Raw genomic sequence first — 17,597 nt, 5'->3', positions numbered from 1 at the left:
ACATATTTGTTATACATTGAGCTAAAAAAATCGGCGGTGTAGTGAATCCGTTCGTAAATTGTTTTCACAATGTAATCGTTTGCTTTTCCATGTGTGATCTAGATATCGTCTTGAGTACGTAAGAGCTGTATGGTACACAGAATGGCGTATTAAAAATTGTAATTTAGAACCCGCTTAGATAATTTATTACAAAAATTAGTGCAACTGTGTGCATTGTTTGCGTCAAAAAATAAGGAAAGAGTGGACGTTGCATACTGGAAGTGCCGTAGCTTTTTTATCCGTGTTGTAAGAGTTCACAGAAACTCAGAGACGGTTGCTAAATGTATTCGCTTGACTCCCCGAGTTTGACTCATTCAAGCGAGTACCAAATCCAAGCTATAACGATATGGAGAACAACAAATGGCTGGTGTTTTGGGAATGATTCTTGCTGGCGGTGAAGGCTCTCGTTTGAGACCTTTAACGGAATCTCGCAGTAAACCTTCGGTACCGTTTGGTGGTAGTTATCGATTGATCGATTTTGCTCTAAACAATTTTGTTAATGCGGATCTGATGCGCATTTACGTCCTAACCCAATTTAAATCTCAATCTTTATTCCATCACTTAAAAAAGGGGTGGAACATCAACGGCATTACAGACCGCTTTATCGATCCTATTCCCGCTCAAATGCGTACTGGTAAACGTTGGTACGAAGGGACGGCGGACGCGATCTATCAAAACCTGCGTTTTATGGAATTAGAGGAACCAGAGCAAGTTTGTATTTTTGGCTCTGACCATATCTATAAGATGGATATCAAACAAATGCTGAACTTCCACTCAGAAAAGAAGGCTTCTCTGACGGTATCTGCATTGCGCATGCCACTAAAAGAGGCGTCGCAATTTGGGGTTATCGAAGTGGATAGTGAAGGTCGTATGATTGGCTTTGAAGAAAAACCAGCAAATCCGAAGTCGATTCCTGGGGACCCTGATTACGCTTTAGTTTCAATGGGTAACTATGTTTTTGAAGCTCAGGTATTGTTCTCAGAGTTGGTCGAAGATGCGGATAATGAAGCTTCATCACATGATTTTGGAAAGGACATCATTCCAAAGATGTTCCCTAGAGGTGATGTGTTCGTGTATGACTTCAGTACCAACAAAATCAGTGGCGAAAAAGAAGAGGTGTACTGGCGTGATGTCGGAACTATTGATGCGTACTGGCAAGCGCATATGGATCTGCTAGAAAAAGATGCTCCATTTTCGCTGTACAACCGTAAATGGCCATTGCACACCTACTACCCACCATTGCCACCTGCGACATTTACCGACTCTGATAATGGTCGTGTGCAGATAATCGATAGTTTAGTGTGTAATGGCAGCTATGTTAGAGGCTCAAGAATCGAAAAGTCGGTGCTTGGTTTTCGCAGTAATATTGCTTCTGCTTGCGATATCAGCGAATGTATACTTCTTGGTGACGTAAAAATTGGCGAAGGATGTGTTTTACGTCGTGTGATTGTCGACAAGGATGCCGATATTGCTCCTGGTACTCAGATTGGTGTGAATCTTCAAGAAGATAAAAAACACTACCACGTGTCTGAGGAGGGCATTGTTGTTATTCCGAAAGGAGCTCGAGTTGGCTACTAACAACTTATCTATTCTGTTTGTAGCTTCTGAGGTTGAAGGCCTCATTAAAAGTGGTGGCTTGGCAGATGTTGCCAAGGCACTACCGGAAGCCCTTCAAAACCTACAGCAAGACGTAAGAATTACCATCCCTGCGTACAGCAGTATTGATAAACTCGCAGACGCAGAAGTTGTATTAGAAACAGAATTAACATCATGGCCGCATACGGAGTATCGAGTTTTGCGGCTCATATTAGGTCAAAATCCTGTTTACCTGATTGATTGTCCGCCGTATTTCAATCGACCATCAATGTATGCGGAGAACAACCAAGCGTATACTGATAACGGCGAGCGCTTTGCGTTTTTTAGTGCAGCATGTCTCGATATGTTACCCAAGCTCGCCTTTCAACCTAATATCATACACGCGAACGATTGGCACACAGGTCTTGTTCCATTTTTGCTCAAGCACAGGTATGGCAATGATCCGTTTTTTGCTCATACTAAAAGCGTCATTTCAATTCACAATGCGGTCTTTAAAGGCGTATTTAGTTATGAAGACGTGCAGTGTTTGCCAGAGTTTCATTGTAGAAACGTTCCCGATGCTGCGGTGAGTGCAACGCATATTACGATGCTTAAAGCTGGTGTAATGAATGCAGATAAGATAAACGCGGTTAGCCCTACGTACGCAGAGGAACTAAAAACAGAGCTTGGCAGTCACGGCATGGCTTGGGAGTTTCAGCAACGTGCGCAGGACTTAGTCGGCATCTTGAATGGTTGTGATTACAGCGCTTGGAATCCGGAAACTGATACCTACTTGCCGGTTAATTACTGCGCCGACCAGCAAAGTATGTCGCAAGGGAAGAAAGCTTGTAAAAAAGCATTACAACAACGACTAAATTTGCCCGAAAAAAATGTAGCTATGTTCGGTATGGTTTGTCGGTTGACCCAGCAGAAAGGCGTTCATTACTTGTTGCCTGCTTTGGCCGATTTTTTGAAGCACGATGTTCAGCTAGTTGTCGTTGGGACCGGAGACCCTGTTCTTGCCGCTCAGTTACGAGAGGTTGCCGCGCAGTTTTCTAGCAAATTTGCCTTTGTAGAAGCGTATGACAATGAACTTGCGCATATCGTTGAAGCTGGTTCTGATTTCTTCTTGATGCCTTCTGAGTTTGAACCATGTGGCTTAAACCAAATCTATAGTATGGCTTATGGGACATTACCGATAGTACGCGGTGTTGGTGGCTTAAAGGACAGCGTTAGCGATTATGATGTAAACCCATCTGAAGCAACGGGGTTTGTTTTTTTCGAACCGACACCGCAGGCATTGTTGTTAACGATGCTAAGGGCACTGTTGCTCTACGCTCAAAACGAGCCTGAAGTGAATAAAGTACAGTTGCACGCGATGCAACAAGACTTTTGTTGGCAAAAGGCCGCAGAATCTTATTTGCAGCTTTACCACTCAGCGTTAGTTTGACTTAAAATTGTAACGAAAGGCACCGAATGAGGTGCCTTTATTATCTTGAGTCAGGGGAGTGTGGTAGAATGGCTTTTTACTCAATAGCACGATCTTTTTGATACTCAATATGACCCAGCCGCTACTTTTTCATAAAACCTATTTGCACCCTACTAGTAATGAGTGGGTTGTATTTGTGCACGGTGCTGGTGGTAGCTCTTCTATCTGGTTCAAGCAAATTAAAGCTTACAAGCAACACTTTAACTTATTGCTGATCGATTTAAGAGGTCATGGAAAGTCAAATCAGTTACTTAAAGAGCTCATTGCTAGCCGTTATACCTTTACGGAAGTTACCCAAGATATTTTGAAAGTATTGGACCATTTAAAGATCCAATCCGCTCATTTTGTCGGTATGTCGCTTGGTACTATTATTGTTCGAAACCTTGCTGAATTGTCATCAGAGCGTGTACGTTCGATGGTGCTCGGCGGTGCTGTCACAAGGCTTAACACTCGTTCTCAGATATTGGTGAAATTAGGTAATTTTTGTAAGCATATCCTACCGTACATGTGGCTCTACAAACTGTTCGCTTATATTGTTATGCCTCAAAGAAGCCAACGAGAATCTCGCCACCTTTTTATTCGCGAAGCCAAGAAGCTTTGCCAAAAAGAATTTAAACGTTGGTTTATTCTTGCCGCTGATGTAAATCCGTTAATGAAATATTTTAAAGATCGAGAGTTACCCATTCCGACTCTTTACTTAATGGGCGACAGGGATTACATGTTTATTAAACCTGTCAAAGAAATGGTTGCAGCACATAAGCTCAGCATTCTACGAGAAATCCCGAATTGTGGTCATGTATGCAATGTAGAGCGTCCAGAAGACTTCAATCAACACTCCATCGAGTTTATTAAACAGCAAGCTGTATGTGCTTAAAACTGAGTGCATCCACTGAATAGGAGAGCCGCTATAGCTCTCCTAGTTGATATCCACATTGCCAACATGCACCAAATTGCCCTTCGTTTATTTCATGACATTTTGGGCATTGCCAATCTTGATACTCATGCCTATCGGATTGTTTTCGATATGCTTTTACTATTTCTTCAGCTTTCATCTTTTGTGCAGTGTCAAAAAGCCACACATAAGGATCGGTATCATCACCAAACGGCAGTTCTCCTTTTAAGCCGAAAATACCTTCTCCACGAACTTCACAGTAAATTTGTTCCACTTTAAGCAGCTCACATACAATGTGTGCTTCTGCTGGGTTTTTAGCGATAAATATTTTCATCAAAATACCCACTTCACCAATTACGAGTTTTGCTGACTTGGTGTCGGCCTTACTTTATTCATAACCCATTTAGTGATGATTGGAAATAGTCCCAATAGCGCAAAAGACGCTAATACTGCGGGTGAAACAATGCCCGATAGGCTTTCAATTGTTGCTAATTGAGTACCTGCATTCAGATATACGGCTGTGCCTGGCAGCATACCTATTTGGCTAGTGAGATAAAATCTACCTACAGACATCGGTGTTAAGCCCATCAGTAAGTTGATTAGAAAGAAAGGGAATACAGGGATTAGACGCAAGGAAAATAGATAAAAAGCTCCGTCTTTTTCGACACCTTGATTAATTGCGTTGAGTTTATTTCCGAATTTGTTTTGTACCCAGTCACGCAATAAGTATCGGCTGCTCAAGAAGGCCAGTGTTGCCCCCATAGTGCTAGCGAAAGAAACCAGTAGCAAGCTTGTCCAAAAACCAAATAAGGCTGCACCAAGTAAGGTGACTACTGCCGCTCCTGGGATAGAAAAAGCGGTAATTGCAATGTAGGTAAAAAAGTAAATCGCAGCCGAGAATACAAAATTCTGATCGATGTATGTAGTTAGTGCTTCTTGTTGGGCTTTTGCATTCTCTAAGGTTAAATACTGGCCAAAGTTAATACCTAAAAAGACGATAGCCGCTAGTAGGATGAGACCTAAAATCAGTTTCTTATTCATAATTTTGATTCCAATTTGGGATATATGTAATAAGACAGTAGGAAAACCGAAAAAATTTCACAAAAAAACCGCAGATTAGACTGCGGTTTTACAAGATAGTTTTTAGGCCGACTTTTATTGGAGGCCGTTCATCAACTCATCTCGGCGAGCTTGAGGTACCACACTCCAATGAGTGCCGTTGATAGCACCTTCTAGTGCCCATAGCAACTCAATGTTGACGGTTGCAGAGTGCGTATCTCTTATCGCTTTATAGGCGTTAAGCGCACCTTCCTCTTCAAGCTTCTCTACGGATTCGATGCCGGCTTTTTTTAGCATGCGCTCGGTAGCCAGTCGTAAGTTAGGCAAATCTTTCAAACGGTTAGGCTTTGTACTTGCTTGCTGTTCTTTCTCAAGCTTTGCCTTTTTCAATGATTGATTCGCTACTTCGATTAAGCGTTCGCTTGATTCCCATAAATCGCTGGAAATAGCGTAGTACTTTGTAACGACTGGGAAGCCACGTTTTTTATAAACGTAAGGCTTTAGCCCTTGTTTCTCGAAGTCAGATGAAGTTTTTTGGTCTGCTCTGATATGAAGCTGATTGTTTACCACTAGTGCAAACATTGTTTCATCAGCGAATAGTCCGAAGCCACCAAACATTGAGCGCGACTTGATATTACCAAGTGCCTCAAATAGCTTCATAGAGTCTTTGAGTATCGGTTTATCCATGTTTTGTTATCTCGGTGTAATTAATATTACGCCACCAAAAGTCAGGTCCGAGAGAGTAGCAAACATGCGTAAAAACAATGTCATTACAGAGTAAAGTCATTGCTTACACACTTGCCATCGGTAACCCCGCTACCTTCCATATCGTAATATGGTTCAGGCCGGAGGCTTTGCGTCCCACTCTTTCGAATGGTTTGCCCTGTGCGTGACACAATGAGCATACTTCTTATATTGAATTAACATCACGGTTTAGCGTTAAAAGTGTGATTTTGGTTCAATAAAAATGATAGATTGAATGCTCTATTTTGCATATGGAAAGGTGCAAATTGGCCTTTGAAAAGGAGTTATTAATATATATTACATTTATATAAAACAGGGAGTTAACGTTAGTCAATTGTTATTAGAGCGGGGTTAAGTATTAGAGATTGCTTAATTTTTCCAAAAAAATAAGCGCCCCTGTAGAGCGCTTATTTAACACGGTTAAATACAGTGAAATTTAGTTCATTTTTTTCACAGTATTTCGAATTACAAGCTCAGGTTGCATTTCGAAAATTCGTTTTTCGTGTTCTTTATCTTTGATACGCTCAAGTAGAATTTCGAATGCATTTTTACCAACACGACGTTTAGGCTGGTGGATAGTCGTTAGCGGTGGAGAGAAGTATTCTGCAAGCTCGATGTTGTCGTAGCCGATCACTGAAATATCTTCAGGAATTTTGATCCCGTTTTGTTGCAAGCGGCTCATTAGGCCTAGAGCCATTGTGTCGTTAAAACAGAATACCGCCGTCGGGCGCTTGTCCATTGCGGTAATTTTATCTGCAACTAATACGGCCGTATCACATTCAAAGTTACCTTCAAGGATCCAGTCTTCATTTACAGCTAGGTTCGCTTCGCTCATTGCGCGACGGAAACCTGCAATGCGCTCTTGGCAAGCAAGCTTTTCAAAATGACCGCTTAGACAAGCGATATCCGTATGACCATTGTCAATCAGATGTTTGGTCGCAATGTAGCCACCTTCTTCTGAGTTATCCATGATTTTGTCTGCTTGCGAGCTCTCTGGGCCCCAATCCATGACCACTTTAGGAATGTCCGCATGACGGTCAAGCATCTCTTTTAGTTCTTCGGTTAAGTCAGAACACATCACTAGGATGCCATCAACGCGCTTTTCAGCCAGCATACGAATGTAATCGCGTTGTTTTTCGTAAATCCCGCCTGTGTTACATAAAATCAGAGTGTAGCCTTGGCGGTAACAGTAGCTCTCAACGCCATCAATCACTTCTGAGAAAAATAGGTTAGTTGATTGAGTTACTAACATGCCAATCGTACGAGTTGAGTTGCATTTTAGGCTGCGTGCAACGGCACTTGGCGCGTAATTCAGCTCGTCAACGGCTTTCATTACTTTTTCTTGCGTTGCTTCTGCAACGAAACGCGTTTTATTGATAACGTGCGAAACTGTCGTAGTGGAAACGCCGGCTAAGCGAGCAACGTCTTTTATAGTGGCCATAAATGATGTCCTGTATCGAGCTACTTAATACCGTAGTGAATACAACCATACGCTTAGTTTTTTGCGCAAACTAAACACCACAACAACAGTAGTGTCTATTCTAGTAGGCAGCGGTTGTACCGAAATCGGTATAAAAAGATTTGTAGCAACTTGGTTGAAGGTACTCGGCTTCCTACTAAATATGAGGAAGTGGTCATCAACCTATTAATAAAAAACAAAAACCGCTATATTTCAGCGGTTTACATATAAATCATATTTAATCGTTTGCGTTCGCATTTTAGCCCTATGTGGGCTGACTGGCAATATTTTCAGCAAGAGTTTTGTGTATTTGAAGTCACATTTTGACTGCTAAATGAACGAACGTCTTTGAGCCAGATTAAAAGCAAGCGAATAAAATAGGGAGCCCGACAGGCAGGCTCCCTAAAAATAGGCGGTGATTATTCACCAAGAAGGTAAGCGCTGTCCAGTTTACAAAATGCAATTAATAGTTGCGCAACGCTTAAGTAGAAGCCAAATTCATCAAATTGCTTACATTTTTCAGCAAATTTTGGCAACCAAGACATGAGTTGATTTTGGATGAAGTCATTTTGTTTAACGAAAGCCTCTTCCATATGTTTTTCTTGCTCTAACTCATTTGAGCGAATGATCATGTTGCCCAAAAAGTCCAATTCGACAGCAAGATGGTCTGCTGGTTCTTTGAGGTTTTCGTCTACCTGAACCCCAAAATCTGCCATCAGTTTTTCCATTTCTTCTGCAGGTTTGTCATTAAGCAAGCCTGATTCACCAATGTACATAGAAGCGTACGGCAGTGCCCCATACTTATCTGTTTTTAAGAACAGCTCGCAAAAATCTGCTGCAAGTTCTAGTTGAGCATCATTGCGGTCTTGGAGTCGGTTTAGGGCATCAACTAGGCGATCAACGGCTGGCTTGAGTGATTCGTTCTCACCTAAGCCCGCTAAAAAACTGCGAATTTCAACACTGTGGTAGGTTTCTAGTTCTTTTTCGCTGAGTTCTTTAGCGAATAAGCTCGAAAACCACCAGTAAATTTCAGCGCGTTTTTCATTAAAAGCTTTCACTTCTTGCATTTTGGGCTCCTGAATGATGCTTCAAGTCATGCATCACAAAGTCAATTAGGGATATCCCCTAAGTGTAATCAATTAAAATGAATAGCAGTAACTATAATTGTTATGTTTTATGGTCAAAAATGACCGTTTATTAATAGCAATGGGCAAGCTTGTTTTGAATCAATAAAAACGCTAAATCTTGCGTTTTAATGTATCTATGACTAGAAATGTTACTAGTTATGAATAGAATACGTCTTGGATAATAAGAAGACAGAAAAGTGGTGTAAATGAGCTATCACGTATTAGTCGTAGAAGATGATGTTGTAACTCGTAGTAAGCTTGCGGGATATTTCCAAAATGAGGGCTACCAAGTCAGCGAAGCAGAGAGTGGCGCAGAAATGCGTGAAGTTTTGCAAGCGGGCGATGTAGACCTGATCATGCTGGATATTAACCTGCCTGGTGAAGACGGCCTGATGCTTACTCGTGAGTTACGTAGCCAATCGGATATTGGTATCATATTAGTAACAGGACGCACGGATAGCATTGATAAAATCGTAGGCCTAGAAATGGGTGCTGACGATTATGTGACAAAACCTTTTGAACTGAGAGAGCTGTTAGTTCGCGTTAAAAACTTGCTGTGGCGTATTTCAGCAGCGCGCAGTGGCAGCTCGAAAGCGAATGAAACCAGTGAAGAGCACATTGTGCGCTTTGGGGAGTGGACATTCGACATTCAACGTCGCGCACTTAGCCGCAACGGTGAGCCAGTAAAACTAACTAAAGCAGAGTATGAACTTTTGGTGGCATTATCGTCTTACCCTAACCAGGTGTTAAGTCGTGAGCGTATTTTGAACATGATCAGCCATCGAGTGGATGCGCCGAATGACCGCACCATTGATGTTCTTATTCGACGTATGCGCGCAAAAATGGAGTTCGATCCTAAGAACCCACAGATTTTTGTAACGGTGCACGGCGAAGGCTATATGTTTGCTGGTGACTAGTTTGAACATAACTCAATCGTAAAAAGAAAAGGAGAGCTTCGGCTCTCCTTTTTTGTGGCTTCAAGATAATACTAGTTTGCTTCAACCATTGGTGTTTGGCCGACAGTATCACGCAACCTTTGCCAAATACTGCCCAAGTACTCATGCCAATAAAGCTCTGTTTGTTCTAAGTAACGCGCTTTAGGTGAGTATTTATCCCAAGGTTGACTTATCTCGCTAATAGCTAAGAAGTTGGTCGGGGCTGGGATTGGTTTAATGCCTGCTGCGTTGAACTCATACAATGCACGGCTCATGTGACTCGCAGAAGTGACTAACACAATCTCCTTTTGTTGAACGAATGCAGCCGCTTGACGCGCCTCTTCCCACGTATCTTTCGCATCTTCTAATAAAATGATATCGGATTTCGCGACTCCCAACGCAAGGGCAACGTTCGCCATCATTCGCGCGTGGCTAATTTCAGATCCGCCAGCATAGCCGGATAAGATTAATTTCGCGCCTGGATACATTCTTAAAATACGAATGCCCTCAGTTAAGCGCATTAATGCTGCACGGCTTAACTGCGAGGTGGGTGGAATCTCGTCATCGATAACATGACCATTCCCTAAAACCATCACGTAGTCGATGGTGCCAGAAACTGGCAAAAAGGCTTTATGCTCTCGCTCTAACGGCATAAGAAGCTTGGTTGAAACAGGTTGGAAGGCAACAAGAAAAATGCCAACAAAAGAGAATAGAACAACGAAGCAGCCAGTTTTACGTTTTGTAGTAAAACTAATGAGAGCAAGACCCAACAAGCCTATCAGCAGCAATGCCGGAAGGGGCATAAGCATGGCTGACACTACTTTTTTCAGCTCAAACATACATAAATAGTCCGAAAAAACATCAATTGATAATAAAAATGAGGGTATCCCTCTTTATTCCTGCTTTCCTTGTGCCAGAATAGCGGCACAATCCGTTATGATAACTCAGCAGAAGTGACAGAAGACCGCAATTTCGACGATATCGCCCACAAATTTGCAAAAAATATTTACGGCTCCGATAAAGGGGAGATCCGCCAAATCATTGTGTGGGAAGATTTTCTACAGATTCTAAGTGAATTAGATGCTGACCAGCAACCCCTAGAAGTGTTAGACGCTGGTGGTGGTTTGGCACAAATGTCGCAAAAGCTTGCTAAGCTCGGACATCGAATCGCTTTATGTGATCTATCTTCGGAAATGCTGCAGTTGGCTAAGCAGGATATTGAAAAAAACGGTTTGCTTGAGCAGTATCGCCTGATTCATTCGCCTGTCCAATCCATCGGTGAACATATGGATGGACAGGTCGATCTGGTTATGTTCCACGCTGTGATGGAGTGGCTGGTTGATCCTAAGGCCGCACTTGAAACAGTTCTTGAACAAGTAAAACCGGGAGGCATCGCATCAGTCATGTTCTACAACCACCACGGTTTAGTCTATAAAAACGTGGTTTGTGGCAACATTCCTCATATATTAGACGGCATGCCTCACCGAAAAAGATTTAAACTACAGCCGCAAAAAGGCTTAAAACCTGAAGAAGTCTACCAGTGGATAGAAAATTCAGGTTTTAATATTTGTGGCAAATCTGGTATTCGCTCATTTAGTGATTACATAGGCAATATGGAATACATGGGTGATTACGAGTTTGAAGATGTGTTGGCGCTAGAAAAACAACTTTGTCGACAAGAGCCATACCTCTCATTAGGCCGCTACATTCATGTGTGGGCTAAAAAGAACGATAAACAGGAATAACAATGAGTGAGATGACTCTCAATGCTGCAGAGCAACCAATCGATGAGCTGGTTGGCTGGGTTAAGCAGCACGATTTCTCGTTGAACCTGACCACAGAGCGATTGGCATTTTTAATAGCCATTGCCGTACTGAGTAATGAAAGGTTCGATGAAGAACTGGGTGAAGGTGAACTGCATGATGCATTTGCCATCGTCACTCGACTATTTGATGAGACCGGCGAAGCCTCCGCTTTTCGTGCGAACAATGCGATCAACGAGATGGTTAAGCAGCGTCTTATGAGCCGTTTTGTCAGTGAGATTACTGACGGAGCGAGCATTTACCGCTTGTCGCCATTAGCGATAGGAATAACCGACTACTACGTGCGTCATCGTGAGTTCTCAAAACTGCGTCTATCTATCCAGCTATCCATGGTAGCGGATGAAATGGCGAAAGCGATTGAGGCAGCACAAAAAGGTGGCACACCGGGTCACTGGAAGAAAAACGTATACGGTGTTTTAAAATATTCTGTAGGCGAAATCTTCGATCAAATTGACCTCAACCAACGTGTTATGGATGAGCAGCAACAGTCAGTGAAACAACAGATTGCTGACCTGCTTAACAAAGACTGGCGCGAAGCGATCAACAACTGTGAAGCACTTCTGTCAGAAACATCAAGCACGTTGCGTGAACTTCAAGATACGCTGCAAGCCGCCAGTGATGAACTGCAAACTCAGATCCTCGATATTCAAGAAATTGTTTACGGTGACCCTGAGCTGGAGTTTATCGAAGAAGCCTTGTTTGGTCTGCAAATGAAGCTGGACCGAATCACAAGCTGGGGCCAGCAAGCGATCGACCTTTGGATTGGTTATGACCGACACGTGCACAAGTTTATTCGTACTGCAATCGATATGGATAAGAACCGTGCGTTTAGCTCGCGTCTGCGTCAATCCGTCAAAGATTACTTCGATGCGCCTTGGTATCTGACTTATGCAGATGCGGAGAGGCTTTCTGACCTTCGTGATGAGGCCCTAGTACTGCGTGATGACGAGGTCACGGGTCAAGTTCCGATGGAAGTAGAATACGAAGAGTTTCAACAAGTCAATGATGAGCTGTCTGAACGAATTGGTGACATGCTAAAAGCGCATAAAGATCAAGGCACACCAATCGATTTGAGTGTGGTACTGCGAGATTACCTTGCACAGCACCCTTACACTCATCATTTTGATTTAGCTCGCATTATCGTCGATCAAGCTGTACGTCTAGGGTATTCAGAATCGGATTACCAAGCGATTCAACCAGACTGGAAAGCAATCAACGAATTTGGGGCAAAGGTACAAGCGAATGTCATCGACCGATACTAATGAATACATGTCAGAGAATCTGGCAAAAGCAATTTCTAACCCTCTGTTCCCAGCGCTAGACAGCATGCTTCGAGCAGGGCGTCATATCTCAAGTGAAGATCTAGACAATCACGCGTTGTTGTCGGATTTCGAACTTGAGCTTTCTTCTTTCTACCAACGCTACAACACCGAATTGGTGAAAGCGCCAGAAGGTTTCTTCTACCTTCGTCCACGTTCAACGTCTCTGATTGGCCGTAGTGTTCTTTCTGAACTGGATATGCTGGTGGGTAAGGTACTGTGTTTCCTTTATCTAAGCCCAGAGCGTCTTGCGCACGAAGGCATCTTTACTAACCAAGAGCTGTACGACGAACTGCTTGCTCTAGCAGATGAAAATAAGCTGATGAAGCTAGTGACGAACCGTGCTACCGGTTCTGACCTTGATAAAGAAAAGCTGTTTGAAAAAGTACGTACGTCACTTCGTCGTCTGCGTCGCCTAGGCATGATCATCAACATCGGTGAAACCGGTAAGTTCAGCATCAGTGAAGCGGTATTCCGCTTTGGTGCCGATGTACGTATTGGCGATGACATGCGTGAAGCGCAACTGCGTCTGATCCGTGATGGTGAAGCAGTAGTGCACACCAAAGAGCCAAGCCAAGGCAGCCTATTGTCTGAAGAAGATCAAGACGACCAAGCCCAAGAAGAAACGACAGAAGAGGGTGAAGCATGAGCATGATTGAACGCGGTAAATACCAATCGCTGACCATGGTCAACTGGAACGGCTTCTTTGCCCGTACGTTTGACATCGATGGTCTGGTCACCACGCTATCAGGTGGTAACGGTGCAGGTAAATCAACCACAATGGCGGCGTTCATCACCGCATTGATTCCTGACCAAACGCTACTGCACTTCCGTAACACCACAGAAGCAGGCAGCAGCCAATCGTCTCGCGACAAAGGTTTGTACGGTAAGCTACAGCCGGGCGCATGTTATGCGGCGCTAGATGTGGTGAACTCACGTAACCAACGCCTATTGTTCGCAGTAAAACTGCAGCAAGTTGCGGGTCGTGATAAGAAAGTAGACATCAAACCGTTTGTTATCCAAGGTCTTCCAAGCCATGTGAAACCAACGGATATCTTGATTGAAAGCGTATCAGCGACTCAAGCTCGTGTACGTCAAATCAATGAAGTAAAAGAATCGATCGCAGAATTTGAAGGTGTTCAATTTAAAGCCTTCTCTTCGATCGTGGATTACCACGCGCAAATGTTTGAATTCGGTGTGATTCCGAAGAAACTGCGTAACTCTGGTGACCGTTCTAAATTCTACCGCCTGATCGAAGCATCGCTTTACGGTGGTATCTCAAGTGCGATTACCCGTTCGCTACGTGACTACCTTCTGCCACAAAACGGCGGCGTGAAGAAAGCGTTCCAAGATATGGAATCGGCGCTGCGTGAAAACCGCATGACGCTAGAAGCGATCAAAACTACGCAAGCAGACCGTGACTTGTTCAAACACTTGATCACAGAGTCGACTAACTACGTGGCAGCGGACTATATGCGCCATGCTAACGAGCGCCGTAAAAAACTAGAACAGACATTGTCTTTGCGTTCAGAGTTATTTGGTTCTCGCGAGACCTTGATTGAGCAAAACAATCTGCTTAACCGCGTTCAAGAAGAGCTGGAACTGTTGATCGAGTCGGAATCGGCGCTAGAGCAAGATTACCAAGCGGCTTCGGATCACTTGCAACTGGTGCAAAACGCACTGCGCCAGCAAGAGAAGATCGAACGCTACCAAGAAGATCTTGAAGAGCTAAGTGAGCGTCTTGAAGAACAAATGATGGTCGTGGAAGAAGCGCAAGAACGCGTGATGATGGTAGAAGAGCAAGCGACCGTTGCAGAAGAAGAGGTGGATAGCCTTAAGACGCAACTTGCTGATTACCAGCAAGCTCTTGACGTTCAGCAAACTCGCGCCCTTCAATATCAACAAGCAGTTCAAGCGCTGGAGAAAGCGAAGCAGCTACTTGGCGATGACAGCCTAACGGCGGAATCGGCTCAAGCGCTTGTCTCTGAGCTTAAGAGCAAAGAATCAGAAAGCACCAATGCGTTGCTATCGGTTAAGCACAAACTGGACATGTCTTCTGCAGCGGCAGAGCAGTTTGAAACCGCGCTTAAACTGGTACAAAGCATCGTTGGTCAAGTTGAGCGCAAAGACGCGTCTGAGCATGCGAAAACTGCAATTGCGAAAGCGCGTGAGTCACAACAAATTGCACAAAACGAACAACAATGGCGAGCACAACACCGTGATCTCGAACGCAGCCTTAACCAGCAGCGTCAAGCACGTGAACTGGTTGCTGAATACAAAAAGCAATATCACGTTGAACTAACCGATGAGGTTACGTTTGAACAAGAACGTGAACGTCATGCGACGCAAATCGAATCACTAGAGATAGCTCAAGAAGAAGTTCGTGATCAGCGTGGTGAACAGCGCCGTCTAGAGCAAAACGCGGTGGCAGAAATCAGTAAGCTTGAAGCAATAGCACCAGCTTGGATTGCGGCGAACGATGCGCTAGAGAAACTGAGAGAGCAGAGCGGTGAAGAGCTTGATGATCGCCATGCGGTAATGAACCACATGCAAGTTGTCCTTGAACAAGAAAGGGAGTTGTCTTTAGCTAAAGATAAGCTTGCTGAGCGCCGTAGCCAGCTAGACTCTGAGATTGAGCGTCTTGCTTCTCCTGGTGGTTCAAATGACCCTCGCCTGAAAGGTTTGGCAGATACGCTGGGCGGTGTATTGCTGTCAGAGATCTACGATGACATCACGATTGATGACGCGCCTTACTTCAGTGCGATGTACGGTCCGGCTCGTCACGCTATCGTTGTTTCTGACTTGTCAGGCATCGAAGAGAAACTGGTAGAGCTAGACGACTGTCCAGAAGACTTGTACATCATTGAAGGTGACATCGATGCCTTTGATGACAGCTCGTTCGATGCAGAAGAGTTAGAGGGCGCGGTTTGCGTTCGTATGAACGATCGCCAAATGCGTTACTCTCGCTTGCCTGAGATCCCATTGTTTGGCCGTGCGGCACGTGAGCAGCGTCTAGAGTTGCTGCGTAACGAACGAGAAGAAGTGGTAGAGAAACACGCAAAAGCGGCGTTTGATTCTCAGAAAATGCAGCGCTTGTACCAAGCGTTTAACTTATTTGTGTCTAACCACATTCAGGTTGCTTTTGACGCCGATCCAGAACAAGCACTGGCAACTATTCGTGATAAGCGTAACCAAATTGCTCGCGTGCTGGCGGATCTGGATGCGAAAGAGCAACAACAACGTTCTCAGCTTCAAACCAGCAAGCAAGCGTTGTCTTCTCTGGACAAGCTAGCGTCACACATGGTGCTTGTTGAAGATGAGTCATTGCAAGCGCGTTTTGATGAGCTAGAAGAGAAAATCGCTCAGCTTGCAGAGGCGAAGAACTTCTTAAGCAACCATGCAAAAGCCGTCGCGCAATTAGAGAATATTGCGTCTGCGCTTGATGCTGACCCAGAGCAATTCGATGCACTAGAAGCAGAATACAAAGCGGCAGACGAGCGGCTACAAGATCTTAAGAAGCAAATCTTTGCACTCTCGGATCTCGTTGAACGCCGCCACTACTTCGCTTACTCTGATTCAGTAGACCTACTGAACAAGAGCAGCGAACTGAGTGAACAGCTAAAAGCTAAACTGGTTCAAGCTGAACAAATGCGTACTCGCTCTCGTGAAGAGTTGAAGCAATCGCAAGGTCAAATGAACCAATACAACCAAGTATTGGCATCATTGAAGAGTTCACACCAAGCGAAACTGGAAACGATTCAAGAGTTCAAACAAGAACTTCAAGAGTTTGGTGTTAATGCAGACGAAGGTGCGGAAGAACGTGCAATGCGTCGTCGTGACGAATTGCACGAGCGTCTACACACGTCTCGCAGCCGTAAGAGCGAATACGAGCGCACGATCACCTCTACTGAACTAGAGATGAAAGGCTTGGCAAAACGTCTGAAGAAAGTTCAGAAAGAATACGTTGAGCTGCGTACGTTCGTGGTTGCTGCGAAAGCTGGCTGGTGTTCAGTACTTCGTTTGGCGCGTGAGAACGATGTTGAGCGTCGTCTACACAAGCGTGAACTGGCTTACATGTCAGCGGATGAACTGCGTTCGATGTCGGATAAATCACTGGGTGCGCTGCGTCTAGCGGTTGCGAACAATGACGACCTGCGTGATGCGCTGCGTCTATCAGAAGACAACGCTCGCCCAGAGCGTAAAGTTCTGTTCTACATTGCGGTTTACCAACATCTTCGTGAGCGTATTCGTCAGGATATCATCCGTACTGATGATCCTGTAGAAGCGATCGAAGAGATGGAAGTAGAGCTGGCGCGTCTAACGGAAGAGCTAACGCAACGTGAAAATCGCTTAGCGATCAGCTCTGAGTCAGTAGCGAGCATCATCAAGAAGACGATTCAGCGTGAGCAAAACCGTATTCGTATGCTGAACCAAGGCCTGTCGAACATCTCGTTTGGTCAGGTGAAGGGCGTACGTCTAAACGTGAAGATCCGCGAAAGTCACGAAGTGCTACTGAACGGTCTAGCGACACAGCAAGAGCAGCACAAAGACCTGTTTGAATCGACTCGCTTTACTTTCTCCGAAGCAATGGCGAAGCTGTTCCAACGTGTGAACCCACATATTGATATGGGTCAACGTTCTCCTCAGGTTCTGGGTGAAGAGCTACTGGATTACCGTAACTACCTAGAGCTAAGTGTAGAAGTGAACCGTGGTACAGATGGTTGGCTACAGGCTGAGTCTGGCGCGCTATCAACAGGTGAAGCGATCGGTACTGGTCAGTCAATCCTATTGATGGTAGTACAAAGCTGGGAAGAAGAGTCTCGTCGTCTACGCAGCAAAGACATTGTGCCTTGTCGTTTGCTTTTCTTGGATGAAGCAGCGCGTCTGGATGCAAAATCGATCGCGACATTGTTCGAATTGTGTGACCGTCTGGATATGCAGCTTCTTATCGCAGCGCCTGAAAACATCAGCCCAGAGAAGGGGACTACCTACAAACTGGTGCGTAAGGTGTTTAAAGATCACGAACACGTACACGTGGTTGGTCTGCGTGGTTTTGGTCAAACGGATAAGCCTAAGACTGAAGCACAAGAGATGATTGAAGAGTTTGAATCGTAAACTGCGAATCTAACAAAACGC

At 44.4% G+C, this 17,597-nt stretch carries 14 protein-coding genes and 1 riboswitch; of the genes, 8 read left to right on the top strand and 6 right to left on the bottom strand.

Annotated elements, in window-relative coordinates; all coding sequences use genetic code 11:
- Window positions 1-399: 399 nt before the first annotated feature.
- From glgC to KI742_RS11395, 3 genes are all read left to right on the top strand, one after another.
- Window positions 400-1,617, top strand: coding sequence for a glucose-1-phosphate adenylyltransferase (gene glgC, locus KI742_RS11405; protein WP_285386166.1), 1,218 nt, complete (start codon window positions 400-402; stop codon window positions 1,615-1,617).
- Window positions 1,607-3,064 carry a glycogen synthase GlgA gene (gene glgA, locus KI742_RS11400; RefSeq protein ID WP_285386167.1) on the top strand — a complete coding sequence of 486 codons (1,458 nt, stop codon included), beginning with the start codon at window positions 1,607-1,609 and terminating at the stop codon, window positions 3,062-3,064. The genes glgC and glgA overlap by 11 nt, the downstream gene beginning before the upstream one ends.
- A gap of 109 nt (window positions 3,065-3,173) precedes the next feature.
- Window positions 3,174-3,977, top strand: coding sequence for an alpha/beta fold hydrolase (locus KI742_RS11395; protein ID WP_017820032.1), 804 nt, complete (start codon window positions 3,174-3,176; stop codon window positions 3,975-3,977).
- Between the two features lie 31 nt (window positions 3,978-4,008).
- On the opposite strand, the gene KI742_RS11390 is transcribed toward KI742_RS11395, so the two are convergent.
- The 5 genes from KI742_RS11390 to torD all read right to left on the bottom strand — a co-directional run bounded on the left by KI742_RS11390 (window position 4,009) and on the right by torD (window position 8,324).
- Window positions 4,009-4,329 (bottom strand): DUF2007 domain-containing protein, encoded by a 321-nt coding sequence (locus KI742_RS11390; protein WP_017820033.1) that lies wholly within the window; start codon window positions 4,327-4,329, stop codon window positions 4,009-4,011.
- Between the two features lie 20 nt (window positions 4,330-4,349).
- A complete protein-coding gene (locus KI742_RS11385) occupies window positions 4,350-5,036 on the bottom strand; it encodes a TVP38/TMEM64 family protein (RefSeq protein WP_005378366.1) in 687 nt (228 codons plus the stop codon).
- A gap of 114 nt (window positions 5,037-5,150) precedes the next feature.
- A complete protein-coding gene (locus KI742_RS11380; RefSeq protein WP_005378367.1) occupies window positions 5,151-5,741 on the bottom strand; it encodes a TfoX/Sxy family DNA transformation protein in 591 nt (196 codons plus the stop codon).
- A 116-nt stretch (window positions 5,742-5,857) separates the two neighbouring features.
- Window positions 5,858-5,947, bottom strand: a riboswitch (cyclic di-GMP riboswitch).
- A gap of 287 nt (window positions 5,948-6,234) precedes the next feature.
- Window positions 6,235-7,239 (bottom strand): HTH-type transcriptional repressor PurR, encoded by a 1,005-nt coding sequence (gene purR, locus KI742_RS11375; protein ID WP_005378368.1) that lies wholly within the window; start codon window positions 7,237-7,239, stop codon window positions 6,235-6,237.
- A 437-nt stretch (window positions 7,240-7,676) separates the two neighbouring features.
- Window positions 7,677-8,324 (bottom strand): molecular chaperone TorD, encoded by a 648-nt coding sequence (gene torD / locus KI742_RS11370; protein WP_020904011.1) that lies wholly within the window; start codon window positions 8,322-8,324, stop codon window positions 7,677-7,679.
- A gap of 266 nt (window positions 8,325-8,590) precedes the next feature.
- Here torD and torR point away from each other — a divergent pair, with 266 nt between their 5' ends.
- Entirely contained in the window at window positions 8,591-9,301 is a 711-nt protein-coding gene (gene torR, locus KI742_RS11365) for a two-component system response regulator TorR (RefSeq protein ID WP_005378370.1), read from the top strand.
- Window positions 9,302-9,372: 71 nt separating this feature from the next.
- Here the strand turns inward: torR and elyC are convergent, their stop codons facing one another.
- Window positions 9,373-10,158, bottom strand: coding sequence for an envelope biogenesis factor ElyC (gene elyC, locus KI742_RS11360; RefSeq protein ID WP_005387893.1), 786 nt, complete (start codon window positions 10,156-10,158; stop codon window positions 9,373-9,375).
- A 114-nt stretch (window positions 10,159-10,272) separates the two neighbouring features.
- On the opposite strand from elyC, the gene cmoM reads away from it, so the two are divergent.
- From cmoM to mukB, 4 genes are read left to right on the top strand one after another with little or no spacing between them, the layout of a single operon-like run.
- A complete protein-coding gene (gene cmoM / locus KI742_RS11355; RefSeq protein ID WP_025766915.1) occupies window positions 10,273-11,064 on the top strand; it encodes a tRNA uridine 5-oxyacetic acid(34) methyltransferase CmoM in 792 nt (263 codons plus the stop codon).
- Between the two features lie 2 nt (window positions 11,065-11,066).
- Entirely contained in the window at window positions 11,067-12,404 is a 1,338-nt protein-coding gene (gene mukF, locus KI742_RS11350; protein ID WP_017634722.1) for a chromosome partition protein MukF, read from the top strand.
- Window positions 12,385-13,110, top strand: coding sequence for a chromosome partition protein MukE (mukE, locus tag KI742_RS11345; RefSeq protein WP_005378379.1), 726 nt, complete (start codon window positions 12,385-12,387; stop codon window positions 13,108-13,110). The genes mukF and mukE overlap by 20 nt, the downstream gene beginning before the upstream one ends.
- A 2-nt stretch (window positions 13,111-13,112) precedes the next feature.
- Window positions 13,113-17,576: a chromosome partition protein MukB gene (gene mukB / locus KI742_RS11340; protein ID WP_285386191.1), complete on the top strand. Its 4,464-nt coding sequence runs from the start codon at window positions 13,113-13,115 to the stop codon at window positions 17,574-17,576.
- Window positions 17,577-17,597: the final 21 nt, after the last annotated feature.

It is taken from the genome of Vibrio sp. D417a (assembly GCF_030248595.1).
Taxonomy (GTDB): Bacteria; Pseudomonadota; Gammaproteobacteria; order Enterobacterales; family Vibrionaceae; genus Vibrio; species Vibrio alginolyticus.
Note: the sequence above shows the minus strand (reverse complement) of the source record. Positions and strands in the feature narration are given on the sequence as shown.

Bases quoted from the DNA above. Each gene is read 5' to 3' on its own strand.
- KI742_RS11385 (WP_005378366.1), bottom strand. From the start codon at position 5,036: ATGAATAAGAAACTGATTTTAGGTCTCATCCTACTAGCGGCTATCGTC.
- mukE (WP_005378379.1), top strand. From the start codon at position 12,385: ATGTCATCGACCGATACTAATGAATACATGTCAGAGAATCTGGCAAAA.
- purR (WP_005378368.1), bottom strand. From the start codon at position 7,239: ATGGCCACTATAAAAGACGTTGCTCGCTTAGCCGGCGTTTCCACTACG.
- mukF (WP_017634722.1), top strand. From the start codon at position 11,067: ATGAGTGAGATGACTCTCAATGCTGCAGAGCAACCAATCGATGAGCTG.
- torD (WP_020904011.1), bottom strand. From the start codon at position 8,324: ATGCAAGAAGTGAAAGCTTTTAATGAAAAACGCGCTGAAATTTACTGG.
- torR (WP_005378370.1), top strand. From the start codon at position 8,591: ATGAGCTATCACGTATTAGTCGTAGAAGATGATGTTGTAACTCGTAGT.
- mukB (WP_285386191.1), top strand. From the start codon at position 13,113: ATGATTGAACGCGGTAAATACCAATCGCTGACCATGGTCAACTGGAAC.
- KI742_RS11380 (WP_005378367.1), bottom strand. From the start codon at position 5,741: ATGGATAAACCGATACTCAAAGACTCTATGAAGCTATTTGAGGCACTT.
- KI742_RS11390 (WP_017820033.1), bottom strand. From the start codon at position 4,329: ATGAAAATATTTATCGCTAAAAACCCAGCAGAAGCACACATTGTATGT.
- KI742_RS11395 (WP_017820032.1), top strand. From the start codon at position 3,174: ATGACCCAGCCGCTACTTTTTCATAAAACCTATTTGCACCCTACTAGT.
- glgC (WP_285386166.1), top strand. From the start codon at position 400: ATGGCTGGTGTTTTGGGAATGATTCTTGCTGGCGGTGAAGGCTCTCGT.
- elyC (WP_005387893.1), bottom strand. From the start codon at position 10,158: ATGTTTGAGCTGAAAAAAGTAGTGTCAGCCATGCTTATGCCCCTTCCG.